The following is a 26,196-nucleotide window of genomic DNA, read 5'->3' as shown; positions in this document are numbered from 1 at the left end:
TTCGGCAGCTAGTGTTTGGATGACACGTTTGGAGATAAAACAATTTCGTTTTACCATCGAAGTTGAAGCGATAAAGGTTGTTTTACATCCTTTACATAAGAAGCGTTGCTTCTTTAAAAAGAGATAGGTTGGAAGGTTATTTGTTTTAGGGAGTGTGATACGTGATAGTTTAGTTCCGTGTTTAATGAGTTTAACTGTTTTATTATTAAAGCCGCAATTCGCACACCGTGAGGGTGTGTAAGAGCGTGTACCCAAATAACAAGTGCTTAAAACACCTTTAATTAACTGAGTTAAACACCATGTTTTTGGAAAAGAAATAGTTTCATCTGTAATTCCAGAGGAATTCGCGATATTGTTAAAAGTGATAGCTGACATTGTCGAATCCCCCTTATAAATTTGTTGTGGTGACTTAATATTATAGGGATTTTGAAAATGTTGCTATTTTTTTACGAAAAAATAGGCATCAGTGAAAATTCACCAACACCATAAATTATAGAACCGTTTTTAACTGTCGTCACTTTTTTTATCTATGAAACGGTTCTGATAACAGAATCGCTTGTTTCATTCTTTGTTGCATCTTCCCAATTCCACCAAGACCATGGAGTGGATATTGAACACGCTGCGCGTCGGTGGCTGTCATAAAGGCCGCCACCACTTTGATAAACTTTTGGCCACCAAATAAATACAACGGCGATTCGTCACTGTAGTGCTGTTGCCACTGCGCCCGTAACCTCGTAGCGGTAATCGTCGTCGAATTAAGACCACTCGCATTAAAGCGTACATCATAGCTTTCATCTAGCATTTGCTCGAGTGCTACTAAACCATAAAAGGGTGACAAAATAAGTACTTGTTCCTTTGGTAAGAATTGCTCGACGTATTGTCGACAGAGACGATGAAACGTCCCTGTATAGACTTCACCAGCAGGGAGTGGGCAAACCGCTATCAATTTATCCCACCGCTTTGGTTTACCACTTGCAATAATAACCGTCATCGTCACTGGCCTCCTATCGGTTTATGCCAATGAATAATATCTTTTTCACAGTAATCCAATTCAAAGCCATTTTTTTTGTAGCACATGTTTCGATGCCGTATTATACATAAAACACTTGGCGCGAATGTGTTGCATCCCCTCAGCGATGAACCACTCGCAAATCGCTGCAATCGCCTCTGTCATATACCCTTTATTCTGACAGCGAGGAATGATCGAGTATCCGAGTTCAACACGCTTCGTTTCGCTCGGTGTCCCTTGCCCTCCTATTTCACCAATTACTTCTTGGGTCTCTTTTTAAAACAATTAGGCGTGTCCATTTGGAATCAGCTGGATTTTCATTTAACTGTTCTAAGGCAAATGGCAAGTAAAAGAGGAAATCAATTCCCGGCCATTCGGGCGCCACTTGATAGCCACAAAGTTGTTCTAATCGCCGATGACTATCCATCGTGGCCGCGACGTAATCAACATAATATGGAATTAAGAGCAACCGCTCTGTTTCAATCGTTGCAATGTTTCGTTCTACTGCCATTCGGCTCACCTCTTTTGTCTATCATATCAAACAAACTACCCAAATTAAATATCTGGGTAGTCAAAATATCGCGTTTAATTTTCAGCTTCTTCAATGTCCGATACCATGTTAGGATTGTTTAAATCCGCTTCATAGTACTCGGTTGTTTGTGGCACTTGTAATTTGAAAGCTGTTTGTGGAGCCAATTCGACCGTGCCTTCTAACATGTCGTAGGCAAACAAGTGACCCCCCGGCGTCTCGTTCTGCAGTAATAAAGTGCAGATGATAGCCCGCAACACCAACTCCTTGAAAATAAGGTGGTGTCCAAAAACCGAGCACTGTTCCTTTGACATTTTCAAAATGAAAGACCGGCTGTTTTTTAACCGCTTCAACAAGTGGCTGATACGGACGCATTTGCTTCGGTACAACACGAGTATCTACCGATTTAAATGTTCCCGTTAGCTTGACAGCGAAAAAGATATTCGGGCTAATTTCAGCATAGGCACGAATCTTCGCCTCGATTTCTAAACGTGTCATTCCGCCGCTAACTTCAAATGAAAGTGACGGTTCAAAATGAGACACACTCGCGAATGGCGTTGTTTCTTCTGGCTCTTTCAAATAGGCTTGCCCGTTGGACTTAATTTGATAAGCCTCACCATCGATCACCACCAATTCGCCATCAAAGTCATGCAAGGTACCAATACCAATATCTCCCTGTTTCAAGAGATCGGCAAATGTAATCGAGCCGGCAAATTGCGCACCTACAAGCGCTCCCATCGTTGAATGTTGAAATAATTGATTGACGTTTGCTTCAGACATTTTTGTTCCTTCTTCCTAGTTCATTGTATCTTCCATTACCATGTCGGCTAGTTTGATGTTGTCGCGATAATCAACTGGAATATCAACAACAACCGGCCCTTCAGTTGCTAATGCTTCGTTTAAAACAGACTCTAATTCGCTAATATCATTTACACGTAAACCTTTTGCCCCCATTGACTCAGCGTACATTGCAAAATCAACTGGTCCTAATTTAACAGCAGCATCTTTACCGTATTTCTTTTGTTGCTGGAAGGCAACCATATCGTATGTACCATCGTTCCAAACAAGGTGTACTAAGTTTGATTTTAAGCGTACGGCTGTTTCAAGTTCTTGACCTGAAAAGAGGAAGCCACCATCACCTGACATTGACACGACTTTTTCAGTTGGACGAACGAGCGAAGCAGCAATCCCCCAAGGCAAAGCGACACCAAGTGTTTGCATCCCGTTTGAGAAGAGAAGACGACGTGGTTCGTAGCTACGGAATAGACGAGCCATATAAATGTAAATTGAGCCAACATCGACTGTCACAGTCATGTCATCTGTTAAGAGACGTTGTAACGTATTCACTAACGTAATCGGATGTACCCGGGTTTGATCAGCGAGGGCTGGTTCTTTAACAAGTGTATGACGCTGTTTTTCACGTATGCCCGCTAAGACTGCTTCGGCAGTTGCGTCCAACGTAATCCCTTTAAACTGTTCAGTGACAAGTTCGAGCGTTTCTGTAATATCACCCACAAGTTCTGTTACTGGTTGGTAGTTGTGATCGATATCCGCTGCTACTGTATCAAGATGAACGATAGTACGGTTGTTATCCGGGTTCCAAATGATTGGATCATATTCGATTGGATCATAACCAATAGTAATAACGAGATCTGCTTGGTTTAACAAGAAATCACCTGGTTGGTTACGGAACAAACCAACACGACCATAAAAGTTACTTTCAAGCTCACGAGAAATAATACCTGAACCTTGGAATGTTTCAACAACTGGCATCGGATGTTTTGCCAAGAAATGACGAATCGCTGCTGTTGCTTCGATTGAGCTCGCACGCATCCCCAATAAGAGCACTGGAAGTTTAGCCTTGCTTAATCGCTCAACTAAAGTTGTAACATCACGTTTCGATGCTGATCCGAGATGTGGCGCTGAAATATGCGGAATCGCTTTAGCAGCTACATCTGTTGCACTAATAACATCTTGTGGAATACTTACAAAGGTTGCCCCCGGACGTCCCATCATCGTTTCACGATAAGCATTTGTCACCGCTTCAGGTATTGCACCGGCATCTTGTACTTCAACACTGGTCTTTGTCACATGTTTCATAAAGCCGGCGTTATCCATTGATTGATGCGTCCGTTTCAAGCTATCTTTACGTGTAACATTCCCACCAACAGCTAAGACAGGATCACTTTCTGCAGTTGCTGTAACTAAGCCCGTTGCTAAGTTAGTCACACCTGGTCCAGATGTAACTAAAACAACACCCGGCTTACCTGTAATACGGCCGATTCCTTGAGCAATTAATGTCGCATTTTGTTCATGACGGCAGACAATGACTTCTGGTCCGCGTTCTGCTAAAATATCGAACGCTTTATCAATTTTAGCCCCTGGAATACCAAACACGTACTCCACATCGTTGTTAATTAATGTGTCGACAAATAAGTCAGCACCTGTAGTTCGTTTTGTTTCGTTTGTCATAACTATCATCACCTTTTCGTTTATTGTACTACTGTAAAAAAGAACCATTATGATACAGGAAATAAATAAATTCAAACTATGTGATAATTATACATTAAAAAAAGCGCTAGTAAACCGTGTGAAATGTAAAACTGTTACAACATTGTTAACTTTCTGTACCATTTTTATGTTTTTTAAAATTAGTACAGTATATAACAGTTTTATTTTTTACGTCGTTGTTCTTTTTTCAAGAAATCCTTAAAGAGTGATTGTATCAACTGCGCATCCAACGACATGTCTTTTTCAAAGACGGCTTTAAAAGCATAGCCGATGGCAGCTGTTACACTTGCTGCCACGCCAGCATTAATTGCGCCACCTACAACCGTTCCAACTCCAGGAATCACCTTTGCTAGCGATCCAGCCAAGGTGCGACCGAGCGTTGTTGTAATTAAGGGGAGCATCATATCTTGAAGATTAGACTTTGTGAGTCGGCGGTCATATAAACTTGCCAACTTTAAAACGAGGCTAATCTGTAGCGCTGATAACGCAATTGAGTCCGAAAAAGGAATGGGAGATGCACCTACCCCTCCTGCCGAAGCGCTCGCTGTCAAAATCCAGCGATTAGCGACGCTCGCTCGATCGCGAAGCTTTTTTGCGAGAAGCAACTCCTTTTCGTTGTCTTTCGCCAAAGCAAGCATCACATGTACCAACTCGTCTATGTTTTCACCTGTACGAGAACTCACTGCCACTACTGGATACGCATGATTCGTTTGTTCTCTAATATATGCCACCTGTGTTGGCACATCATCCGATGCATCAATTTTATTTAACACGATAATCAGTTTTTTATTTTCGGAAGCAACGAACGCCAACGCTTGTTTTTCTGTTTCAGAGTAGACGGTTCCGGCTGCATTTAAGAAAAACAAAATAATATCCGACCGCCGATAATACGCGCGTGTCTCATCCGAATGACTTGCGATAATATCATTCAGACCCGGTGTATCTGCCAAAACCACCCCATCGCCGTAATCGTACTCAGAAATTTGGACCGTCTTGCCTGGATTAGCTCCGACTTCAGCCACATCTTGATTGAGGATTCGATTAATGGTTGATGATTTCCCCGCATTCACGTCGCCCACCATCGTAATCGTAATTGTTTCAGCGAGTTGTTTCGCCACTTTTTTCGCTTCTTGGTCAAATACCTTACCGAATAGTTCTTTCATTGACATTATCAACATCCCCTTTTATTCAATAGTAATGACTTTCATTCCTACGAGCGTCGTCCCTTCGAAACGAGCTTCTAACACATACGGCATCAGCGGTTTCAATTGTAAATAGTCAGCTAAACCAAATGATGCATCATAATAATTAAGAATGGTCGCTAAAGCTGTTCCATGTGTGCCAATTAAAAGCGTTTGTTGTGGATAAGCAAGGGCGAACGCATTGATTTTAGCGATTAAACGCGCTTGAACCTCTGCTAAACTTTCACCGCCTGTTAATTTATAATCGAAATCAGCCCATTGACGTGCAACATAATCAGCTGGTTTAATTACTCCCTCAGCTTTCACTCGTCGTTCTTGTAAATCCTCACATTCAGTTAGCGCTAAGTCATTTGCAACCACCAACGGCGCTATCGTATCCTTTGCCCGTTTGAACGGACTACTAAACGCCCTATCAAACTGATAACCCTCCAGTTGTCTCACTAACGCTAAGCTAGACGCTAAACCTGCTGCTGTTAGCGGTAATTCCTTGTCCTTTACGTATGACTGCCGTTCTTTTTGTGCGTGTCTAACAAATACTATTTTCATCATATCCCCATCCCTCTATCTAACGTCCTTCCATTATAACGAAATAACGCTATAATTTCGAGTGAATACATTTGAACAAAGGTGTTGACAATTGCTTATATATGATGTTTAATAGATATATCGAAACGCTTTAGTCTGATAACGTACGAAAGCGAATGGCTAAACAACTACATAAAGTGAGGTTTTAATATGGCAGCAAATGTAAAAGTTAAACGTAAACTAAAAACAAGACATATATCAATGATGGCGATTGGTGGTGCCATCGGAACAGGATTATTCATGTCGAGCGGCTTAGCTATCTCCCAAGCAGGTCCTGGTGGCGCGATTCTCGCCTACATCTTAATCGGGGCGATGGTCTACTTCTTAATGACTGGAGTTGGTGAAATGGCAACATATTTGCCCGTTTCTGGGTCGTTCGCAACTTATGCGAACCGCTTCGTTGATCCAGCCTTCGGTTTTGCAATCGGCTGGAATTACTGGTTAAACGGCATCATTACTATCGCGGTCGATGTCGCGACGGCATCTCTTGTGATGCGCTATTGGTTCCCTAACATTCCGCTTATTTTATGGGGGATTATCTTTTTTGTCATCATCTTCACCCTCAATGCCCTCTCTGTTAAATTTTATGGTGAGAGCGAGTACTGGTTTGCGCTCATTAAAGTGGTCACTATTATCGTTTTCTTAATCGTTGGTTTTTTAACAATCTTCGGTATTCTTGGTGGCGAATTTATCGGCACTAAAAACTTCACAGTTGGCGATGCTCCTTTTAATGGTGGGTTCCTCGCTTTCTTAGGTATCTTTTTAATCGCCGGGTTCTCCTTTCAAGGGAGTGAATCAGTGGGCGTGATGGCTGGTGAAAGCGAAAATCCACAAAAGAGTATTCCAAAGGCAATCAAACAAGTCTTTTGGCGTATCCTCCTTTTTTACATCTTGACGATTCTTGTTATCAGTTTAATTATTCCGTATACAAGCCCTGAATTAATGGGGGGCTCAGATGTCACAACAAGCCCATTCACGTTAGTATTTGAACGGGCCGGCTTAGCCTTTGTCGCTTCAATCATGAACGCCGTCATTTTAACGTCGATTTTATCATCGGGTAGCTCTGTTTTATTCGCATCATCACGGATGTTGTTCGCCATGGGACACGATGGTGCTGCTGGTAAAATATTCCGTCGCACGAATCGCTTTGGCATCCCGTTCGTTGCCCTACTCCTTTGTTTCGTTGCAACAGTCGGAATTTATTCGTTGTCATTTTTAAGTCCACAGGCTTACTTATGGCTCATCAACGCTAGTGGGCTAACCGGCTTTATTGCTTGGGCAGGGATTGCCATTAGTCATTTCCGTTTTCGTCGCGCGTTTGCGAAACAAAACATTGACTCTTCTTTATTAAAATACAAGGCACCTTGGTTCCCAATTGGTTCGATGTTAGCGCTCGTCTTATGTATTTGCGTTATCATTGGTCAAAATTACGATTCTATTATCAACTTCCAACTCGACCAAATGCTTGTTAGTTACGCGGCATTACCTGTTTTCGCACTGTTATACTTTGCCTATAAACTCAAAAACAAATCTCGTTTAATTCCATTAAAAGATGTCGATTTAACACAAAATACCGATTACCAATCAGAAGATTAGCAAGAAAACGCTGATTTCACTCTCGTTCAATCAACCAGAAACTGGCAACTTTCAAATAAATGGCAACGATTTAGAACCGCGTTTATCTTCAGGCTGAGACAGGATGCAATAAGCATCCTGTCTTTTTTTGCCGATTCCTAAGCTCTTTTTGACTCAGACTTTTCACCGAACTGTTACATCGTTGTAACATACAAGTCCAAAAATAAAGCTATACTTATCTTATAACTAAAAAGATAACTAAAGGATGGTCTAAAACCATGTATAAAAAATTCATTCAAACATAAATTAATGAGTGGCTTACTCATAGGAGCCATTACTCTTTCTATCTTCGCCTTCAGCGATACCGTTAGTGCTGCTAGCATTAAGGTGAAACGCGGAGATACAATTTCCTTGATAGCTAAAAAATATAACGTCAGCAGTTCTGAAACTGCTGAAAAAAAAATAACATAAAAAATGCTAACAAAATCCGCATTGGTCAGGTTCTTGTTTTACCGGCAAAAAAAAACGACTCCCAAAAAAGCTGTCGTTAAAAAAAACAACTGCAAAAAAAGTAAGTAAGGTAGTGCGTGTTAGTGCCTCAGCCTATAGTCGCCAACAAAAAGGGATGAGTAATTTCACCGCCCGTGGCATTGATTTACGAAAAACATCTAATGTCATCGCTGTTGATCCTAAAGTAATCAAACTTGGAAGCAAGGTCTATGTACCAGGATATGGCGAAGCCATCGCTGGTGACACTGGCGGTTGGATTAAAGGTAATAAAATCGATATCCACTTTAACACTGTTAATAAATGTTATAATTGGGGACGTCGGAGCGTTAATGTGACTGTTTATAAATAAACGACCGTGCCTTCGGAAACATCTAACCAGATGTTTCCTTTTTTATTTATGATTATTTTTAGCGCTATCCGCCAGACACCAGCCAATGACATACCCAGCTATTCCGCAACAAATAACAAAGCACAACACCACTAACGCTATTGCCACACCTGACAACTTGAACAACGCAGGCTCATGACCAAAGAAACCTAAGCTAGCAAGACCGATTAGACAAATCGTTATGATACTAACCGTTACCTTGTAACCAAATCGATAGCCACAGGCCTGATTATAGTTAAGGCGCGCTTCAACATAGGCAAACGTACCACGACTCGGTAAATACCTTTTTTTTTCGTTTTCGCAACCACCCTTTCAGTGCTAAGCAGATTATCGTATAAGCGATAAAGAGGCTGGCTGACCACTCGATGACTAATTCTTTTGCGTCTGTTTTTTGCCCGCTAGACAAACTAAACACTTCAAACAACGCAAAGGTTAACAGTACATAAAAGAAGATGTAAGCAATACCGACACTAATAATTTTCCGCATGATAGCTCCCCTCCACTTTGATAACAGACTTTTAAAACGTTTCTCGCTATTCTAGCAAGCCAAACACTTCCTACGTTCTCAACTAATTGTCTGTTTTAACCTCCAAATACAAAACGCCCACAAAAAAGTTGTGAGCGTTCAAATTGTAGACAAAGCCGACTGAAACTGCTTTTTCTATAAAGTAGTTCAAGCGACTTTGGTTACGAGATGATACGGCTGACTAGCACTGCCAATTCAAGATAAACCTCAAATTTTCACCGATAAAAAGCTGGCATTTCCTCAAGGTCAATTTTTTCTTCTTGACCACTCGTCTGCGCAGCGATACATGCATCTGCAGTGACTGCGGCAATATATCCATCCCAGGCTGACGGGCCTGTTGGTTCACCTTTGGTTTTAAGTGCATCGATAAATGCTTGTAATTCAACGTCATAAGCACGTGTGAAACGGTCCTTCCAATCGGCTAAAATTGATTGGCGCAATTGACCGCTTTTACGTGTGATAATATTTGAGAATTCGGGTAATTTAACAATGCCGTCTTCACCAACAATTTCACATTGAATATCATAACCATATTGACAATTCACAAAAATTTCGACTGTTATAATGACGCCGTTTTTCGTTTTCAACGTTGCAATTTGCGGATCACGTAGCCCTTCACGTGCCTGTTTCGTATTACGAGGGAAATCGATTCGCACCGATTGATAATCATCCGCAATTAACCAATGCAACACATCAATTTCATGTATCAGTGTATCTGAAATCGCCATCTCCGTTGAGTAACGTTCATCGACCGTCGGATTTCGATGAGCACAATGGACCATTAGTGGTGCCCCAATCGCATGGTTTGCAATAGCCTCTTTCAAGCCGAGGTATCCTGCATCGTAACGGCGCATAAAACCAACTTGCACAAGCTTGGTGCCAGACGCCATCTCAGCAGTCACAATTCGTTTTGCTCCAGCTGCTGTTGCCGCTAATGGCTTTTCACAAAAAACAGCTTTCCCGGCCGCTATCGCCGCCAAGACGCTCTCCTCATGAGCAGGCCCCCAACTTGTAATAACCACAGCATCCACATTATCCGCCGCTATTAAGCGATGATCATCCGGATATACAACCGCATCTAGCCCATACATTTCAATCGTATCTTGTGCAGCAACTTGATTCACATCAGTGACTGCCACAATTTTCGCACCTGCTATTGTGTTCGTTAAACGATCAATATGTTCGCGTCCAATTGCACCTGTACCGATGACACCAATTTTTAATACCATTTCAAATTCCTCCTCAGTTGTCTTTATTTAAACTTGACGTGGTTCTTGAAGAAATATTCCAATTGTTCTAAGCTATAGCCTTTTGTTTCTGGCAAGCATTTGCGAACAAATATAATTGCACCGATACCCAGAACAGCAAAGACGAAGAAGGTGTTCGAGAGACCAAAGCCATCTAATAAAATCGGGAATGAAAAACCGACAAGAAAGTTAGTGATCCATAAACAAAAGACAGTCACACCCATCCCTAAGCCACGTAATTTCAAAGGGAAAATTTCGGATAACATTAACCAAGTAACCGGTGAAATCGCCCCTTGTTGAAAGGCTAAAAAGGTAACTGTTAACGATAAAACAACGTAAGGTAATGCTGGTGAGCCTTCCAATAAATATGAGAAAACACCGATGAGTGTCAGTGCAATTGTCGTTCCAACTAAACCGATGGTTAACATCGGACGTCGACCAATCTTACCTAACAACCAGATTCCAACAAATGTTGCTAAAACCGAGATGACACCATTAGCAATATTACCAATAATCGCTGCCTGCGTTTCAAAACCGGCATTTTTTAATATTTGTGTGCCATAATACATGATTGAGTTAACACCTGTAATTTGTTGGACGATGGCAATCCCAATCCCGATAAAGACAATTCGTCGAATCCACGGAATTGATAAATCTTTCCAACGTGCTTTTTGAATCGCATCCTCTTTTTGAAGATGCTCTTTGATTTCTGCTAGCTCCTCATGTGCCACATCTTTTTTACGAACTTGCAACAAGACGGCTAAGGCTTCGCCAAACTTCCCTTTTGATGCGAGCCAACGGGGACTTTCTGGCATCACTAACATCCCAAACCATAAAATGACAGCAGGAATCGTTGCGATGACTAACATAAAGCGCCAAATATGACTCACATCACCAAAGGCAGTAGCTAACAAGGCGTTAAAGGTAAAGGCCATCAACTGCCCGGTGACAATCATCAACTCATTAATTGTCACCATTCGACCACGTCTATGCGCGGGTGACATTTCTGATAGATAAGCCGGCACCGTTACCGATGCACCACCGACTGCCAAACCGAGTAAAACACGACTAATGACCATCACTTCAATATTCGGAGCAATCGAACAACCAACTGTTGCGATAAAAAATAGTATCGCTAAATACATAATCAACTTCCGCCGACCCTTATTATCTGAAAAATGCCCACTGATGATGGCTCCAAAGGCCGCACCGAACGTTAAGGAACTTGCGACAAGACCTTCCGTTACAGGCGTCAAGTTTAATTGATCAGATGCCGCCATATATGGCAACGCTCCATTGACTACTCCTGTATCATAACCGAATAATAAACCACCAAAAGTGGAAATCCAAGTGACCAAACGCAATCGTTTGTTAGGTGATTGTTGTTGCTTCATCGTCTTACCGTCTGCACTCATTTCTAAAAACCTCCTAGGTTAGGTTAATTGCCCATTAACTTATCATCAATATAGCGACGTGCAATCAAAGCGTATTCAAGTGGATTGGCAACAGCGGGATCCTGCTCTGCTTCTACAATAATCCAACCGTCATACTGCATCGCCTTAATCCGTTTGTACAGTGGCTTGAAGTCAATCACACCATCACCCGGGACGGTGAACATGCCTGCTAAAAAGGCCTCTGTAAACGAGTGACCTTGAGCTTGGCTAGCCGCCAAGCTATGAGCCCGTACATCTTTGAAATGAATATGAGCAATCCGGTCACTATGGTCATCAAATAACATTAAGTAATCGCCATCAGACACATAAATATGGCCTGTATCAAATAATAAATGTACCTTCGACGGCGTTGTATTTTCTAATAAACGTGCCACTTCTGCACCCGTTTGAATGCCTGTCCCTAGATGATGATGATAGACCAGTTTTAAACCATAGGCATTCGCTATCTCGCCTAAGCGATCAAGACCAGTCGTTACGACCACCCATTCTTCATCCGTGAAAAAGGGCTTTGCTGTAAAAACGTTTTTCGTGGTCGCCTGTATGCTACCGGTTTGTTCTGAAACAACTGCAACTGTTGCGTTTACTTTTTTCAAATACACACAATGCTCGGTGAATGCCTTTTCAACTTTCTCGATGCCATCACGAATCAGATAGCTACTGAACCATTGTCCAGCTATTTCTAACTGACGCAATGCCAACTCTTTATTCAATGTGTCTGCATCAGGGAAAAAACCTCCCACTTCCGTCCCTTCAAAGTTAGCAACAACAATGTCGCTTAACAGTTGTTGTAAAGTATTAGCTTTACCAAGTTCAGGCAAATCATCGTTGCGCCATCCAATTGGTGCAATCCCCCATTTTATTGTCATCAAATTCCTCCTAATAGCGTTTCGCATCGCGTAACTGCAGTTCTTTCGCTTGATACGCGGCTCGTACACTTGCTTTATTTGACACCGCCGCTACACCGACGTGCCACCATGAATCATAGCCATCTGACATTGTTTTAGGCAGTACTTTTATATCAATCACGGTTGAAACTGTTTGCATTTGCGCATCTTTAAGAGCTGCAATTAGCTCTGTTTTCGTCGTGACGCTATAACCTTTGGCACCATATCCCTCTGCCACTTGTGCATAGTTTATTTTCATAATAGTATCGTGCTCATTACGCAACTCACAGCAATAACTGTCACTTCCATGGGCCATTTGCAAGTTATTGATACAGCCATAACCCGCATTATCAAACACGAGCAGATTGATTTTTTTATTGTATTGCAAAGCCGTCACTAACTCAGTATGAAGCATCAGAAAACTACCGTCACCGACCGCCGCGTACACTTCTTGCTCAGGCGCGGCCAACTTTGCTCCCAGAGCGCCAGCAACTTCGTACCCCATACACGAATAACCATATTCTAAGTTATAGGTCAATGGAACCGTCGCTTGCCATAAGCGTTGCAAGTCGCCTGGCAATGAACCTGCTGACCCAACGATAATACTAGTCGGATCAACCGTATCATTGACGGCTATTAAAGCGGCTGTTTGCGTTAAGTTCGTTTGCAGTGCATCCGCATATTCATTCAAAATTGTTTGTGAAAATTGCCCCTTAATTTCAGGTTCAAATCGCTCTCTCTCAAACACAACTGTCGCTAAACGCTCACGTTCTGCTTGCCACTGCGCTTTATACGTCTGTAACTGATTGCCATAAGCTGTTTGATAATCACCTAACTGTGCGGCGATTGCTTCCAGTCCAGCCCGCGCATCCGCTACGACTTGAAACCCCTCCCATTTATAAGCTTGCATACGATTAATATTAATGTTTATAAATGATGTATTTTTCCCAAAGGCTGTCTTTGATGAGGTTGTAAAATCACTGTAACACGTTCCAATACCGATGATGAGATCAGCTTCGGCAACGACTTGATTTGCTGCGGAAGTACCCAATATCCCTGTACCACCCAAGTTGTAAGTGAAGGCGCTACTAATCGTCGCTTTGCCAGCCTGTGTTTCAACCAGTGGAATACTGTGTTTTTCAGCTACTGTTTGCAAGATGGCCGCAGCACCTGAATACCGTGCCCCTCCACCGACAACAATCACTGGTCGGTGACTGTTTTGCAGACGTTCAACAGCACCTGTCACTTCACGCTGTGTCGGTAGTTGCCGATTCACATAATGCACGCGTTTGCGAAAAAAATTAACATCGTAATCATACGCTTCTGCTGCCGTATCTTGTGAAAGACAAAGGGTTGCTGGTCCTGCTGTCGCCGGATTCGTCATCACTTCAAACGCACGCAATAAACTACTCATCAATTGCTCCGGTCGCTGAATACGATCAAAATAACGCGACACAGCTGGAAAAGCATCATTTGTCGTTAGGGCATAACTCGCTTCGTGTTCTAATTGTTGCAACGCCGGATCAGGTTGGCGCGAGGCAAATGTATCTGCCGGCAACAGTAACATCGGAATATTATTAGCGAAGGCGGTTGCTGCCGCGGTTACTAAATTGGCAGACCCCGGACCAGCCGAAGCAGTCACCGCGAAAATACGGCGTCGATTCAACTGTTTACTAAAGGCCATTGCCGCATGAGCCATCCCTTGTTCATTTTTCCCTTGGTATACTTGTAAATGACCCGGATCTTCTTGTAACGCTTGGCCGATTCCAAGAACATTGCCATGTCCGAAAATAGTAAATACACCCGCGACATACGGTATTTCTTCGCCATCAATCGCAATGTATTGTTGGTGTAAGAACTTCACTAATGCCTGCGCCGTTGTTAAACGTATCGTTTCCATTTATGTACCTCCTTATGGTTGGTGACTTGCAATTAACGCTTCGATGGCAGCAACCGTCGGCATCGCATCAGATGAGCTATGTTGACTAACAACGATTGCAGCTGCTGCACTCCCATACTTAAGTGCCGTATCAATCGTTTTTCCCTCTAACAGTGCATAAATAAAGGCGGCCGCATACGAATCACCCGCACCAAATGTTTTTAAGACTTTTGTTCGGTAAACCTTACCGTCAAACACCTCGCCAGCCTTTGTATAGGCATACGATCCTTCGACGCCATGCTTAATCACGATTAATTGCGCACGTTGCTTAAACAAATCCGTGATGGTTGCTTCATTTTCGCCGCCGTCATGGTTTTCCAAGCGATCGAATTCGTCACGTGTTCCAATAATTATATCCGCTTCATTTGCTACAAGCCTGTAATAAACGGCCGTATCGACTGCAGAACGCCACGTATAAGGACGATAGTCCAATTCAAACACGATCGGAACCCCATGTTTTTTCGCATAATTGACGGCTGTCAAAATCGCCTCGCGCGAGGGACTTGCTGCTAATGCTGTTCCAGACACGAGTAACAAACGCGATGCTTTAATAGCGGACTCACTCACTTCAGTTGCTTCAAGATAAAGATCCGCAACTTCATCTCGATACATTAAAATGCTACAGTCGGATGGACTTTTAATTTCAGTAAACGCTAGTCCCGTTTTATGTCCCGCTGAATCAACGACCGATTCATCCATCTGAACACCCGCAGTTGTCATATACGTTTTAATAAAACGACCGTGTTGATCATCTGCCAACTTCCCAATAAACGCTGGTTTCAACCCTAATTTAGCCAAACCAATCGCCACGTTGGCTGGTGAACCACCAACGTACTTTGCAAAGGTCATCGTCTCCTCCATCGGTCGATTATAGTCAACCGCATTAAGATCAATACAGGCGCGGCCCACAGCAACTAAATCATATTTTTTCGTTTCATCATTGTTAATTAGCATTCGCTCCAACACTCCTTCGAATTAATCTTTTGTTAACAACCATTCATGCGCTTCGTCATTATGGAATTGCCATTTCTTGACCGGTCCGGCCATCACATTTAAATAGTATGATCTGTAACCATCCGGCACAGCCACTGGATGATAACCGCTTGGTACGAGTACGACATCACCATTTTCAACAGTCATTGTTTCATCAATTGAACGATCATCAGTATACACACGTTGAAAAACAAACCCTTGCGGTGGATACATTTCGTGGTAGTAGGTTTCTTCGAGTAATGATTCAACCGGCAACTGATTGCGGTCATGTTTATGCGGTGGATAACTTGACCAATTCCCACCCTCTGTATACACCTCTACCACCAATAATCGCTCAGAGATATCGACTGAATCCGGTAAAATATTATGCACAAGACGTTGATTTGCTCGTTTACCACGATGTTCTATCGTATTAGTTACTGCTGCAATAAAGGTTGTTGGCAATTCTTTTGTTGATGGTGCATAAGCGAGGACGACTTTCGCCTCGCTATCTGCACGAATACCAAATTGATGTCCCGCAGACACGTAAACGCTGTCCGTTGGCCGTTTGTCAAACACAGATTGACGGGTGCCTATTTTGTTAAATTGATGATGTCCTTCTGTTACCGTAATTTTTCCTGTCAACGCCACAATGCAACACTCTTGTTCCGTAAGTGTTTCTAGATAGGCTTCACCTTCTTCGAGTGCTAACACTTTTAAACTAACATAGGCTAGAGTTGAATTCGTCTCATTCACATCGTGAACCAACTGGCCTTGTTGAGGATGAACCAATAAGTTATTGTCTGCCATTTTGATCACTCCCTTTAAATAAATGCTTTTGGATATCGCGCTGTCACTACTTTTTTACGGGTATAAAAGTCGATACTGTCTTTACCGTTCGCATGCAACGTACCAAAGAATGAGGACTTCCAGCCAGAAAATGGGAAAAATGCCATCGGAGCTGGTACACCAAGGTTAATTCCCAACATACCGGCATCGATCTTTTCACGGAAGTAACGGATTGCCGCTGCATTGTTCGTAAACAAACACGCACCATTTGCAAATTCTGATGTATTCGCCAAGGCGATACCGGCTTCCAAATCATCGACACGGACGATTGAAAGGACGGGGGCGAAAATTTCATCCTGCCAAATCGTCATCGCCGGCGTCACTCTATCAAAGATGGTCGGTCCCACAAAGTAACCTTCATCCGATCCTTCACCACGGCCATCACGAACAAGTTCAGCACCTTCAGCTATACCGATTTCAATGTATTTCTCGGTCCGCGCTTTACTCTCAGCACTAATAACTGGTCCTAAGAAAATACCGTCCTCAATGCCATTACCCATCGTGATGTCTGCTGTTTGGTTTTGTAGCTCTGTCACAAAGGCATCAGCCACGCTCGCTTCGACAGCAACAACTGCACAGGCCATGCAGCGCTCACCAGCGGATCCAAAGGCAGCTGATACAATGTTTTTTACTGCTTCTGGTAAATCGGCATCGCGCAATACAATCGTATGATTTTTTGCTCCAGTGAGTGCTTGTACTCGTTTCAGGTTATTACTACCAAGTTTGTATACATACTCACCGACTGGTTTTGAACCAACAAACGACAGCGCTTTAACATCAGGATGTTCTCCTAAACGATTAACGACGTCATGTGCACCATAGACGATATTAAGCACACCATCAGGTAAACCCGCCTCCGTAAACAACTCAACTAAACGAGCAGTTAATAACGGCGTCTTTTCTGATGGCTTCAAGACAAACGTATTTCCGAGCACAACTGCCATAGGGAACATCCAACATGGTACCATCATCGGAAAGTTAAACGGTGTGATCCCTGCAACGACACCAATCGGATAACGATAATTAGTCGCTTCGACATCGGTGGCAATTGATGCTAACGAATCACCCATCGATAGTGAGGGAGCGCCCGCAGCAAATTCGATATTTTCAATTCCTCGCTGGACTTCTCCTAAAGCTTCTGTTAAATTTTTACCATTCTCGCTAGTAATTATTTTCGCTAATTCAGCCTTATGTGCCACTACTAGGTTTTGGTACTTAAATAAAATCCGCGCCCGTTTCGGGACAGCCACTTGTCGCCATTGTTCAAAAGCTGTTTGCGCCACCGCCACTGCGTAATCAACGTCGGCTTTCGTTGAGAGTGGTACCCGTGCAATTTTTTCCTTTGTTGCCGGGTTGGTAACATTTTCGAACTCAGTGGTTTTACTGTTTACCCATTTACCACCAATGAAATTTTGGAGTGTTTGCATTTCAGTCATATTATTTCCTCCTCACTTTTTATGTTAACGCTTTCATTTTTTAGAAGCATAACGACTAACACCGGCACCCTCCTTCCATAGTTGGTAATCTTTTGGTAACCTTTCGAATACATCGTACATTCTTTTTATAACAATGTCAATGGATATCCTGTACAACCCTTTTTGCAATCTATCTAAAAGGAGTTCCCATTCCCTATTCACAATCTGTTGATAAACTTTTGGTAATGTGTTATCTTTTAGGTGAAGTGTTGTCACATTATCGTCACGAGCGAAAGGAGGATTGCGAATGAGAGCTAAACGACTCGTTGCTCTGAACTATTACATTCAACAAAGAAAATCGGTTTCACTTGATGAATTATGCTCCCATTTTAAGGTTTCTAAAAATACAATCCGCCGTGATATTAACCTCATTATCGCGAATGGCACGATTGAAAAAGTATATGGCGGTGTGAAATCACTCGTAAATAGCGAACTTGTGACATTTGAACATCGTCATATCACCAATCACGACAGTAAAGAGGCAATTGCAACGACGGCAGCCAGCTTGATTGAAGATGGCGATTTCATCTTTATCGATTCAGGTACAACGACAGTTGGTCTGATTGAGCAACTGCCACCTACAATTCAGCTAACTATTTTAACGAACAGTTTGGACATTATTAATGTGGGGGCAACCTTCCAAAACATCCGTTTATTACTCGTAGGCAACACCTACAAAGCAGAAACACGTTCCTTTGTTGGCCTTAATATGACACGGATGATTAGCAAGTACAATATCACCAAAGCTTTTATGGCTGCTAGTGCCGTTTCGATTGAAAACGGACTAACCAATTCCGACTTGATGGAATATGATATTAAGCGCACTATCGTTTCTCGGGCTACCACGACCTATTTATTAGCGGACTATTCTAAATTCAACAAAGCGACCTTACTCACCTATGCCGATTTTGAGGAGATTAATGTACTGATTACCGATAAACCTTTACCACCAGGCTACCAACATTTTTGCGACGCACATCAAATCACAGTTATCACTTCACCCATTACATATTAACAGGAGGAAAAAAGATGCCCTTATTTAAATTTGATATTCAGAAAGGTCGTACAGAAAGAGAAATAGAGCAGTTATTAGATGTCACGCATGACGCAATGGTCGAAGCGCTCGGTGTGCCATCTACCGATCGGTATCAGATTGTCAATCAACACTCGGCGAACGAACTGAAAATCAAAGATACTGGCCTCGGGTTAAAACGAACTAAAAACATCGTTGTGATAACGATAATTAGCAATAAACGGACACAACAGCAAAAACAACACCTCTATCAGTTAATCACAGCACGACTCGCGCTACACTGCGACATCGCTACAGACGATGTCATGTTTGCTCTCGTTGAAAATACAGATGCTGATTGGAGTTTTGGTCAAGGTGAAGCACAATTCATTACAGGTAAATTATAGTTGAGGTCACTCGTTCTGCTCAAAAAAAAAGCGGTAGCCCTAGGACAAAGTTGTCCGGCTACCGCTTTTTTGTATGTATTATTTAGTCAATAAACTTGCCGCTGCTTCATCTAAGAAAACAGTTACATTTGGATGATTTTGTAAAGCTGTTGCTGGTACTTCATTTGTCATCGGTCCCTCAATCATCGCTTTAATTGCCGCTGCTTTTTCTTCACCAAAGGCGAGGAGCACAATTTTTTTACTATTTAGGATTGAACCGATGCCCATTGAGTACGCTTCTGTTGGCACTTCTTCGATTGAGTCAAAGAAGCGTGCGTTCGCTGCCAAGGTCTCTTCTGTTAACTGCACGCGTTGCGTAGTTCCTTCGAATGATGCACCCGGTTCGTTAAAGCCAATATGACCGTTTCCACCAATACCAAGTAACTGCCAATCGATTGGATTTTCTGCCAATACCTCATCATAACGCGCACATTCGGCCGCTGAATCTTTTGCTAAGCCATCGGGTAAAAAATGTTTTGCAAACGCAACATCATTAAATAAATGCTCATGCATAAAGTAACTGTAGCTTTGATCGTGATCGGCCGCTAGACCAACATACTCATCTAAGTTAACAGTTGTAATCGCTTTGCAATCAGGTTGTGCCTCACGCACATATTTGTAAAAATCAAGTGGTGTTGACCCGGTTGCTAAACCAACTGTTTTGATGTTACCGCTGTTAATATCGCTTGCAAATAACTCTGACACTTTTTTTTGAAGCCTCGTCTTTTGTTTTGCTAATAATAATGTTCATCTTATTTTTCCTCCCATTGGTAGCGGCGTCCGATTGAATAGGTTTCAGCCACTTGTATATTTTTATCAAATAACACGAAATCCGCATCTTTGCCTACGACAATATCGCCTTTTTGTGTTAAACCAAATTCTTTTGCTTGGTTGTACGAAGTCATTTGGATGGCATCTTCAAATGAACAGCCTGTAAATTCAATCATGTTACGGAAAGCATCATCCATCGTTAAGACACTCCCCGCTAATGTACCATCTTCGAGACGCGCTTGTTTATTTTTAACGTAAACGGTTTGGCCACCAAGTTCTGACACCCCATCTTCTAATCCTTTGGCACGCATCGCATCCGTAATCACACTAATATGATCGACACCCTTCATTTGGAATGCAAGTTTGACCATATCAGGTGTCACATGAACACCATCGACAATTATTTCCGCCATGATATTACGTTCGAGCAAGGCATGTCCAACGGTCCCAGCTTCACGATGATGCAAGCCACGTGAGGCATTAAACAAATGCGTTGCATGACTGGCTTTACTTGGCGCTAATTGTTCACGCGTCGCATCGGTATGGCCCATTGAAGGCACGATGTTATGTGCAATTAAATAATCTTCAAATTCACGGGTATTATCATTCTCGGGCGCATAGGTTACTAAGCGAATCAAATTGTTTGCGGCTTTATTCCAGCGTTTGAATTCATCTAGCACTGGTGCCTTAATGTATTGTTCAGGCTGAGCACCTTTATGTTTAACCGATACATAAGGCCCCTCTAAATGAATCCCTTGAATTTGCGGTACTTTTTTTCGCTGTTTCTGCTACTGTCGCTAAAGCGGCCTCAATTGCAGCCGGCGACTGTGTCATCGTTGTTGGAAAAATCGATGTGATTCCTTCTTGTAACATCGAATTAATTTGCACTTCTAATTTACTTGAATCGGCATCCATTGTATCAAATGAGTAGCCACCATGTGTATGCACATCAATAAAACCCGGTATAAGTTTAGCACCTTTGGGAGCATTAATAACTTCCTCATCTGCAACAGCAATATAATCATCCATTGAACCAAGTGCCTTTATTGTTTTATCAAATCGAACATAGCCGTTAGTAATAACCGCTTCGTGCGTATAAATGGTAATATTTTTAATAACTTTCATCATTTCAATCTCCTCCATCCACCAACTAAATGGGTCTATACCAATATCATAAAGTGTTCACTCTCATTTGTAAACCGTTTCCCCTTATTTTTTTATGTTTTGACTCATTAATTTGACATTTCTTCGTAACAGCTCCTTTTTGAGCCTTATTCTTGCATTTTCATTAAAATCCGCTACAATTTACCTTGTAGACTTACTTTTAGGAAGTGACTATTATAAACAAAGGAGATGTTAATGATGAAAGTTGAAATTTGGTCTGATTATGCTTGTCCGTTTTGTTATATTGGTAAACGCAACTTCGAAAATGCTGTAGGTGATGACAACTCAATTGAAGTGGTATATCATAGTTATGAATTAGATCCAACGGCTCCACTTGAATTACGTGGTAACATGAGTGAAATGCTCGCCGAAAAATATAACGTCTCTGTTGCTGAAGCAGATAAGATGAATGCAAATGTGATTAATATGGCAAAAAGTGTTGGTTTGAATTATGATTTTGATAGTATCAAACCAACGAACACCTTAAAAATGCATCGTTTGAGTCATCTTGCTCGCGAGCTGGGCGTCGAACAACAATTAAATGAAATCGCTTTTGACGCTTATTTTACTAAAGGTGCCTATTTAAACGACAACGCCACTTTAATTGGTTTTGCCCAAGCTGTTGGAATTGCTCCCGAACAAGCCGAAGCTGTACTCAACTCAGACGCTTATACAAAGAGCGTACGCGCTGATCAACAAGCTGCAAAAGACCTCGGAATCACGGGTGTCCCTTACTTCTTATTTAACGAGAAGTATGCCGTATCTGGTGCTCAACCCATCGAGCAATTTAAAGCTGCGATTGCCCAAATTAAAGCAAAAGAAGAACAACCAGTTAAACTCGTACCTGATGCAGCCGATTGTGCGGATGATTCTTGTCAAATTTAATCGCCTAACGTGAAAGGAGCAAGCCAATAAATGGCTTGCTCCTTTTTTGTAAAATTAACGGCTCTTCACAAGCAAATCAATCGCTTGTTGAATGCTTTCTTCCGAGCTAATGCCCGTCGACATATCAGTTTTAACACAGTCGACTAAATTTTCAGCAACGATCAGTCCCATCACACGGTCAATACTCGAACGAACCGCCGATAATTGTGTCACGACATCCTTACACTCTTTTTCGTCGGCAATCATTTTCAAAATCCCTTTTAATTGGCCCTCTGTTCGTTTCAAACGGTTACTTATTTTAACATCGTATTTATTCACTGACCGTTTCTCCACGCCAAGCTGACATACCACCGAGTACATTTGTCACTTCAAAACCTTCTTTGTCTAACAACTCACAAGCACGGGCCGAACGACCGCCTGCAAGACAAATAACGTGATAGGCTGTGTCTTTGTTTAGCTCGGCTAAATTTTCACTAAGAACAGATAAGGGTAATGACTGAGCCCCTTCGATATGCCCGTTGGCAAATTCATCGTCTTCACGTACATCTAAGACAACGACCTCGCTTGTTTTTAATGTTTGTTCGAATTCTGCCATTGTTGTTGCTTTCATTTGTATTCCACCTTTTCTGATTGTATTTGGGCGTATAAATGATACGCACCATCCAAGTTATAAACCGTATATCCCTGTTGTGTTAATAGACGTTCTGCGATATAGCTGCGTAATCCCGTTTGACAACTTACGATCAAGGTCGTTTCCTTTGCAATTGTCAACGGCTGTTCGCGGATCGCATCAAGCGGATGATTCAATGCACCTACAATATGACCTTTAGCGAACTCAGCAGCACTTCTTACATCAATTAAGACAGCACCACCTGCTACTTTCCCAGCCAGTTCATGCCATTGAATGGGCTGAGTAAGTCCTTCACTGATATTCATACCCACATAGCCCGCCATGTTAACAACATCTTTTGCTACGCCAAATGGTGGTGCATAACTAAGTTCTAACTCTGGTAATTGATCAATCGTTAGCTTCGCATAAATTGCGGTTGCTAACACATCAATTCGTTTATCAACACCCGCTTGGCCAATTGCTTGTGCACCATACAGTTGGCCATCATCCTTATTAAATAGAACTTTTAGTAAAATACCCGTTGCATGCGGATAATAACCAGCATGATTTTTGCCCATCACATGTAACACCTGATAGTGATAGCCTAAACGTTTTAAGTCACTCTCATTTAAACCTGTCGCTGCAACGGTTTGTGAAAACACCCGTACAATTGACGTGCCAAGCGTCCCTTTAAACGATCGCGATAACCCACTCATCACATCCGCCACAAAGCGTCCTTGACGGTTAGCTGGTGAAGCTAAGGCGAGCAACGACGCTTCTTTAGAAATTAGTTGCGGTACTAAAATCGCATCACCAACCGCAAAAATATCCGTCACCGTGGTTTCAAACTGTTCATTAACAATGATACCGCCATCTTTACCGAGTGCAATCGGTGTTTTTTCCAAAAAGCCCGTCGCTGGTTTAATACCTGCCGCGATAATTAAAGCGTCACAAGCAATGACACGTCCGTCATTTAAAATCACTTTTTGATCGGCGGTAATGGCTGTAATCTGCGTTTTCAAATGCAGTTCCACCGCTTGTTCACGTAATTCTTGTTCAACAAACACCGCCATTTCTTCATCGACTGTGTTCAATACGTGCGCACTGCGGTTAATCAAGTGAACCTTAATGCCACGATTCGTTAAACTTTCACTCATCTCTAAGCCGATGTAGCCACCCCCTATCACAGCAATTGTTTGAGGCTGCTCCCGTTCGATAAAAGCCGTCACTGCATCGACGTCCGCTACCGATCGCATCGTATATGACGGCAGATTACTTAAACCTGATAGTGGTGGTATGGTTGCTTGACCTCCCGGTGACAATAACAACTTATCATAGCTTAACTGATATTCCTCCGTCGCTGTTTTAACGGTCAACGACTTTTGATACGATTGAATCCCAACGACTTCACTGTTAACCCGAACATCTAAGTTGAAACGGGCCTTTAATTTCGCTGGTGTTTGCACGAGTAAATCCGCTCGTTCTGTTATTTCACCAGCGACATAATAAGGTAATCCACAATTGGCAAACGAAACGTAAGCCCCCTTATCGATAATAATAATTTCAGCCGTTTCATCCAAACGACGTAAACGGGTTGCCGCCGACATTCCACCAGCCACACCGCCAACAATTACATAACGCATGTTTTATTCTCCTCTTTCTTTACATGAACTGAATTGACTCAACTTCTTAATTATACCCTTGGGGGTATAAAATGCAAGCAAAAAAAACAGTTACTTAGATCGCAACTGTTTCAAACGGTTATTATTCCTAAAAAAGACACCTTTATTTTTTCCAACGCGCAAGCAATGGTCGTGCGATAATTGGTACCACGATTGCCGCGAAAACAGCTTCGAGCACACCGTTCGTACTGATAATTACCATCAAAGCACCTAATACTTGATCAACATCCAGTTTGATGAAATCGGCATACACTTCTTTGTAGAAGATAAAAATGAGTCCCAACACAAGAATCGTGTTGACAGCTGAACCAATAATGGCTGAAATAGCTAATGAGAGCGATTGATTCAGCTTTAGCTTGGTAAAGGCCATATAAGCATAACCTGCTAATAAGCCAATTAAAATACGCGGCAGTACCGAAATTATCGGATTGACGAATACTAATGGCGCAAGCGGACTCGTCGGTGCGACATAGGCTCTAATAAAGACAATCATGCCCCAAACCCCACCAACAATTGCTCCGTCTTTTGGTCCTAAGACGACCGCCGCAATAATGATGGTCACAGGGATGATCGTCACGTTTAAGACACCCAATGGAATATAACCTAAAAACGGTACAAAGGTTTGTATAATAATAATCGCTGTTAAGACACCTAATAAGGCTAAGCGTAAGGTTTTATTTCGTCTGTTTTGCATCGCTTGCATTCCTCCTTTATAAAACTAAATTATAACGTATTATTTACTTTTGCGCTATCTTAACTAAAGCTTGTTTCCCATTAGAGCATCACGAGAGAGATTAACCACTGTTAATTCTAACTTTCTTCTTTAATGCACTACCGCAAGTTGGTTGACGATAGTTCGCTTTTAGCCTATCATTAACTATCGGTAGTAACACTAACTACTATTTAAACACCGGGAAGGGGATCCCAAATGAATACAAAGGAACTAATTCATTTTACTAAAACGGTACAACATTTACGTCAATTTGGAGATTACTATCAAAAAGAGATTATTTCTGAATATGCACCTGCGATAAAACAACTCGAAAAAAAAAATTGGATTTGAGCTGTTTGAATATAATATGGGCAGTATCCGCCTATCGGATAGCGGCTTAACCTTTTATGAGACAGTCGAACCCTTTACACGAATTTTGATTTCAGCTCAATCAGTCAATCAGCCATTAGTCATTGCTGGTTCGGTAACCCAATGCCTCTATCGCCTACCACAAATCATGGCAAATGTTACGAAAGACATGTCAGAGTTACCGATTACCTTTAAAGAAATCGGCTCTCCGTTAGAACTTGAAAAACAACTAGAAAATGGCACTATCGATAACGCTATTTTCACTGATATCACTGTAAAAAGCGAACATTTATCAGCCGATAAAATTCTTAGCGAAAAAATCGTTCTCGTTTGTGCACCAAGCGCCTCATTAGCAGGTGCTCAAAACATTCGCTTCCATCAACTTCAAAAAGAAACCTTTCTTTTTTGTGATAAACATGAGGCTTATTACCGCCTTTTTTAAAACGATTGCTAACAACTATCATCTGGAATTCGCACAAAATCACGAGGCCTCATCGATAGAAGAAATCAAACACTTTATTATCGAACGCAAAGGCATTGCTATATTACCCGAAGCAACCATCGCGTCCGAGTTAGAGTCACAATCGTTAGCGGTTGTAGATTTAAATGAAAAGTTACCATTAATGTCGACCTTTATGATTACGAAAAAAGGCGCTCAAACAGCGCAACAAACGAAACAACTCGTCGACGAACTCCATACACATCCTTTTAAAAAGAACGGAAAGTGAGTTGTTAGACTCACTTTCCGTTTCAGATTGTAGACAAAGTCTAAACAGACTTCATTTTCTTTGTAATGCTATTACAGTGACTTTGTGTACGAGATGATAAGACTGAATAGAAATGTTGTTATATCCTCTCGTTTAATCAGCTAACTTCTATGATATTTCATA

Annotated in this window: 28 protein-coding genes and 2 pseudogenes; 8 read left to right on the top strand and 22 right to left on the bottom strand. The window is 42.0% G+C overall.

What is annotated here, in order from left to right:
* From BCAMP_RS12315 to BCAMP_RS01530, 8 genes and pseudogenes are all read right to left on the bottom strand, one after another.
* On the bottom strand, positions 1-375 hold a 375-nt coding region (locus BCAMP_RS12315), incomplete at its 3' end, for a transposase family protein (protein WP_198015671.1).
* 148 nt (positions 376-523) lie between these two features.
* Complete coding sequence (locus BCAMP_RS01555; protein ID WP_035313123.1) at positions 524-991, bottom strand: DUF6884 domain-containing protein; 468 nt, start codon at positions 989-991, stop codon at positions 524-526.
* A 60-nt stretch (positions 992-1,051) separates the two neighbouring features.
* Entirely contained in the window at positions 1,052-1,258 is a 207-nt protein-coding gene (locus BCAMP_RS13375; RefSeq protein ID WP_232217882.1) for a GNAT family N-acetyltransferase, read from the bottom strand.
* 1 nt (position 1,259) lies between these two features.
* Complete coding sequence (locus BCAMP_RS13370; protein WP_051456794.1) at positions 1,260-1,520, bottom strand: hypothetical protein; 261 nt, start codon at positions 1,518-1,520, stop codon at positions 1,260-1,262.
* A gap of 74 nt (positions 1,521-1,594) precedes the next feature.
* Positions 1,595-2,318 (bottom strand): annotated as a pseudogene (gene budA, locus BCAMP_RS01545) (acetolactate decarboxylase).
* Positions 2,319-2,333: 15 nt separating this feature from the next.
* Positions 2,334-4,019, bottom strand: a complete 1,686-nt coding sequence (gene alsS / locus BCAMP_RS01540; protein ID WP_035313121.1) for an acetolactate synthase AlsS — start codon at positions 4,017-4,019, stop codon at positions 2,334-2,336.
* A 191-nt stretch (positions 4,020-4,210) separates the two neighbouring features.
* Positions 4,211-5,218, bottom strand: a complete 1,008-nt coding sequence (locus BCAMP_RS01535) for a YcjF family protein (protein WP_051456793.1) — start codon at positions 5,216-5,218, stop codon at positions 4,211-4,213.
* A 15-nt stretch (positions 5,219-5,233) separates the two neighbouring features.
* Entirely contained in the window at positions 5,234-5,800 is a 567-nt protein-coding gene (locus BCAMP_RS01530) for a histidine phosphatase family protein (protein ID WP_035313120.1), read from the bottom strand.
* Positions 5,801-5,986: 186 nt separating this feature from the next.
* Here BCAMP_RS01530 and BCAMP_RS01525 point away from each other — a divergent pair, with 186 nt between their 5' ends.
* A complete protein-coding gene (locus BCAMP_RS01525) occupies positions 5,987-7,432 on the top strand; it encodes an amino acid permease (protein WP_035313118.1) in 1,446 nt (481 codons plus the stop codon).
* A 562-nt stretch (positions 7,433-7,994) separates the two neighbouring features.
* Positions 7,995-8,270: a 3D domain-containing protein gene (locus tag BCAMP_RS01520; protein ID WP_051456792.1), complete on the top strand. Its 276-nt coding sequence runs from the start codon at positions 7,995-7,997 to the stop codon at positions 8,268-8,270.
* A 286-nt stretch (positions 8,271-8,556) separates the two neighbouring features.
* Here BCAMP_RS01520 and BCAMP_RS01515 read toward each other — a convergent pair whose 3' ends face one another.
* The 8 genes from BCAMP_RS01515 to BCAMP_RS01480 all read right to left on the bottom strand — a co-directional run bounded on the left by BCAMP_RS01515 (position 8,557) and on the right by BCAMP_RS01480 (position 17,616).
* A complete protein-coding gene (locus BCAMP_RS01515; protein ID WP_035313116.1) occupies positions 8,557-8,796 on the bottom strand; it encodes a hypothetical protein in 240 nt (79 codons plus the stop codon).
* 254 nt (positions 8,797-9,050) lie between these two features.
* Positions 9,051-10,064, bottom strand: a complete 1,014-nt coding sequence (locus BCAMP_RS01510) for a Gfo/Idh/MocA family protein (RefSeq protein ID WP_035313114.1) — start codon at positions 10,062-10,064, stop codon at positions 9,051-9,053.
* Between the two features lie 23 nt (positions 10,065-10,087).
* On the bottom strand, positions 10,088-11,476 hold the full coding sequence (locus BCAMP_RS01505) for a sugar porter family MFS transporter (RefSeq protein ID WP_035313127.1): 1,389 nt from the start codon (positions 11,474-11,476) through the stop codon (positions 10,088-10,090).
* Positions 11,477-11,520: 44 nt separating this feature from the next.
* Positions 11,521-12,402 carry a myo-inosose-2 dehydratase gene (gene iolE / locus BCAMP_RS01500; RefSeq protein ID WP_035313112.1) on the bottom strand — a complete coding sequence of 294 codons (882 nt, stop codon included), beginning with the start codon at positions 12,400-12,402 and terminating at the stop codon, positions 11,521-11,523.
* A 10-nt stretch (positions 12,403-12,412) separates the two neighbouring features.
* On the bottom strand, positions 12,413-14,320 hold the full coding sequence (iolD, locus tag BCAMP_RS01495) for a 3D-(3,5/4)-trihydroxycyclohexane-1,2-dione acylhydrolase (decyclizing) (RefSeq protein WP_035313111.1): 1,908 nt from the start codon (positions 14,318-14,320) through the stop codon (positions 12,413-12,415).
* 12 nt (positions 14,321-14,332) lie between these two features.
* Positions 14,333-15,313, bottom strand: coding sequence for a 5-dehydro-2-deoxygluconokinase (gene iolC / locus BCAMP_RS01490; RefSeq protein ID WP_035313109.1), 981 nt, complete (start codon positions 15,311-15,313; stop codon positions 14,333-14,335).
* Positions 15,314-15,334: 21 nt separating this feature from the next.
* Positions 15,335-16,141 (bottom strand): 5-deoxy-glucuronate isomerase, encoded by an 807-nt coding sequence (gene iolB, locus BCAMP_RS01485; protein ID WP_035313107.1) that lies wholly within the window; start codon positions 16,139-16,141, stop codon positions 15,335-15,337.
* Between the two features lie 14 nt (positions 16,142-16,155).
* On the bottom strand, positions 16,156-17,616 hold the full coding sequence (locus BCAMP_RS01480) for a CoA-acylating methylmalonate-semialdehyde dehydrogenase (protein WP_035313105.1): 1,461 nt from the start codon (positions 17,614-17,616) through the stop codon (positions 16,156-16,158).
* Positions 17,617-17,902: 286 nt separating this feature from the next.
* Between BCAMP_RS01480 and BCAMP_RS01470 the strand changes: the two genes are divergently transcribed.
* Positions 17,903-18,670 carry a DeoR/GlpR family DNA-binding transcription regulator gene (locus BCAMP_RS01470; RefSeq protein ID WP_035313102.1) on the top strand — a complete coding sequence of 256 codons (768 nt, stop codon included), beginning with the start codon at positions 17,903-17,905 and terminating at the stop codon, positions 18,668-18,670.
* Positions 18,671-18,684: 14 nt separating this feature from the next.
* Positions 18,685-19,074, top strand: coding sequence for a tautomerase family protein (locus BCAMP_RS01465; protein ID WP_035313100.1), 390 nt, complete (start codon positions 18,685-18,687; stop codon positions 19,072-19,074).
* A 78-nt stretch (positions 19,075-19,152) separates the two neighbouring features.
* On the opposite strand, the gene BCAMP_RS01460 is transcribed toward BCAMP_RS01465, so the two are convergent.
* Both BCAMP_RS01460 and nagA read right to left on the bottom strand, forming a co-directional pair.
* On the bottom strand, positions 19,153-19,818 hold the full coding sequence (locus BCAMP_RS01460) for a glucosamine-6-phosphate deaminase (RefSeq protein WP_051456791.1): 666 nt from the start codon (positions 19,816-19,818) through the stop codon (positions 19,153-19,155).
* Between the two features lie 47 nt (positions 19,819-19,865).
* Positions 19,866-21,012 (bottom strand): annotated as a pseudogene (gene nagA, locus BCAMP_RS01455) (N-acetylglucosamine-6-phosphate deacetylase).
* A gap of 231 nt (positions 21,013-21,243) precedes the next feature.
* Between nagA and BCAMP_RS01450 the strand changes: the two are divergent.
* Complete coding sequence (locus BCAMP_RS01450) at positions 21,244-21,933, top strand: DsbA family oxidoreductase (protein WP_198015670.1); 690 nt, start codon at positions 21,244-21,246, stop codon at positions 21,931-21,933.
* 54 nt (positions 21,934-21,987) lie between these two features.
* On the opposite strand, the gene BCAMP_RS01445 is transcribed toward BCAMP_RS01450, so the two are convergent.
* The 4 genes from BCAMP_RS01445 to BCAMP_RS01430 form a co-directional block, all read right to left on the bottom strand.
* Positions 21,988-22,293: a metal-sensitive transcriptional regulator gene (locus BCAMP_RS01445; protein WP_051456790.1), complete on the bottom strand. Its 306-nt coding sequence runs from the start codon at positions 22,291-22,293 to the stop codon at positions 21,988-21,990.
* Positions 22,244-22,543 carry a rhodanese-like domain-containing protein gene (locus BCAMP_RS01440; RefSeq protein ID WP_035313095.1) on the bottom strand — a complete coding sequence of 100 codons (300 nt, stop codon included), beginning with the start codon at positions 22,541-22,543 and terminating at the stop codon, positions 22,244-22,246. The genes BCAMP_RS01445 and BCAMP_RS01440 overlap by 50 nt, the downstream gene beginning before the upstream one ends.
* Positions 22,540-24,186, bottom strand: a complete 1,647-nt coding sequence (locus tag BCAMP_RS01435; RefSeq protein ID WP_035313093.1) for an FAD-dependent oxidoreductase — start codon at positions 24,184-24,186, stop codon at positions 22,540-22,542. The genes BCAMP_RS01440 and BCAMP_RS01435 overlap by 4 nt, the downstream gene beginning before the upstream one ends.
* Before the next feature lie 142 nt (positions 24,187-24,328).
* Positions 24,329-24,919, bottom strand: a complete 591-nt coding sequence (locus tag BCAMP_RS01430; protein ID WP_035313124.1) for an ECF transporter S component — start codon at positions 24,917-24,919, stop codon at positions 24,329-24,331.
* Positions 24,920-25,153: 234 nt separating this feature from the next.
* Between BCAMP_RS01430 and BCAMP_RS14575 the strand changes: the two genes are divergently transcribed.
* From BCAMP_RS14575 to BCAMP_RS14565, 3 genes are read left to right on the top strand one after another with little or no spacing between them, the layout of a single operon-like run.
* Positions 25,154-25,288, top strand: a complete 135-nt coding sequence (locus BCAMP_RS14575) for a hypothetical protein (RefSeq protein ID WP_269479247.1) — start codon at positions 25,154-25,156, stop codon at positions 25,286-25,288.
* A gap of 16 nt (positions 25,289-25,304) precedes the next feature.
* The gene (locus BCAMP_RS14570) at positions 25,305-25,748 is read left to right on the top strand and encodes a LysR family transcriptional regulator substrate-binding protein (protein WP_035313091.1); all 444 of its coding nucleotides are present in this window, start codon (positions 25,305-25,307) and stop codon (positions 25,746-25,748) included.
* Positions 25,723-26,034, top strand: a complete 312-nt coding sequence (locus BCAMP_RS14565; RefSeq protein ID WP_035313089.1) for a LysR substrate-binding domain-containing protein — start codon at positions 25,723-25,725, stop codon at positions 26,032-26,034. The genes BCAMP_RS14570 and BCAMP_RS14565 overlap by 26 nt, the downstream gene beginning before the upstream one ends.
* Positions 26,035-26,196: the final 162 nt, after the last annotated feature.

It is taken from the genome of Brochothrix campestris FSL F6-1037 (genome assembly GCF_000525915.1).
Lineage (GTDB): Bacteria > Bacillota > Bacilli > Lactobacillales > Listeriaceae > Brochothrix > Brochothrix campestris.
Note: the sequence above shows the minus strand (reverse complement) of the source record. Positions and strands in the feature narration are given on the sequence as shown.